Genomic DNA, 1,262 nt, shown 5'->3' on the forward strand with positions numbered 1-1,262 from the left:
AACACCGACCCTGACACTGTCCCCCGATTCACAGATTCAGGAAGGACAGATACACCACTCCACCGGACTTGACCTTGAGCTTTAACACATTACACATCCGTGTGAGGCGAGTACTCGGTTCGGTGGTCATAGACAAACTGGAAGCAGAACTCCAGTGAGTCTGTTTTAAGCATAATATTTGGCGGCCTTGCGCAGGATGTCGCGTTCTTCGCGTAGTTTTGCGTTTCCTTTTCTCTCGCTGGTGGATACGTTCGGATTCATTCGCCGCTTGGGCTTTATCATGCACTGCTTTTATGCGGGCACGTTTACCGGTGCCGTACTTCTTGACCCAAGAATGCAGCGAGGCACGGTCGATTCCGAGGTCTGCTGATGCTGAGTGAAGTAAAAGGTCCTCAGTGTTTTCATAGAGGGCCACATCATCGCGTGTGAACTGTGTGAAGTCTCGAGACATCGTTCCTATGGTGTCTCGAGGCTTTTCTTTTTTGTGGTGCCCTGGGCGGCGTGGAGTTTGTTGTCTTTTTGGCTGTAGTAGACCTTGTCGTCGTTTAGTGTGTAGGCCGCGATTTGTGCCCCAATGGCGGCTATTTTGATGTCAATGCGATTGTCGATGCACACCATTGTGATGGGGTATCCGCTCCATCGGCGACCGATGTAGAGGCGGCGTAGTGTGCCATGCCAGCGCAGTGTTGTTTTGCCGTTTTTGCCTACTTTGTCGGTTCGTAGCCGGAAGTCATGTGAATTTTTAATTAAGGCAGGTTTTGCTTTAGGCAGCGCGTTGTAGGATTCTGCGGGCGTGGTGCGTTGTAGTGCTCTGTGTGGGCGTTTGTAGTTGTAGTACTCAATGATTTCTTTTAGGTCTTCGTTGAGTTTTTCGATACTGTGAGCTGCTGGTTTGTTTGCTAGGGCAACTTTGAGTGTGTGGTGGAAGCGTTCTACTTTTCCTTGTGTTTGTGGGTGGTACGGTTTGCCATTTTTCTGAGCTATTCCTAGGTCGACTAGGAGTTGTTCGAAGCCGTTTCGGGTTGGCTTAGTGCGGTCGCTGTTGGTAGTAAAAGCTCGCCCATTGTCGGTGAGAGTGGACTGCGGGTAGCCGTGTGTGTGACCTGCTTGGGTAAAGCTTTCGAGGACGTTTCCTACCGTGGCTTGGGCGTAGGCTTGGCAGGAAATTATGAAGCGGGAATGGTCGGGCCCGACCCCCGGAAAGTGGACACATCGGGGGCTAGCTATGCTGCTTTGGTCAGTATAGCCGAAGTCTCGGTTTC

At 51.3% G+C, this 1,262-nt stretch carries 1 protein-coding gene; it reads right to left on the reverse strand.

The window, feature by feature from the left end; genetic code table 11:
- Positions 1–456: 456 nt before the first annotated feature.
- Positions 457–1,262: integrase core domain-containing protein (locus ABRP88_RS11325; protein ID WP_349837256.1), on the reverse strand; the 806-nt coding region annotated here is incomplete at its 5' end.

Source organism: Corynebacterium sp. KPL2734 (assembly GCF_040225595.1).
In the GTDB taxonomy this organism is placed as follows: Bacteria; Actinomycetota; Actinomycetes; order Mycobacteriales; family Mycobacteriaceae; genus Corynebacterium; species Corynebacterium rhinophilum.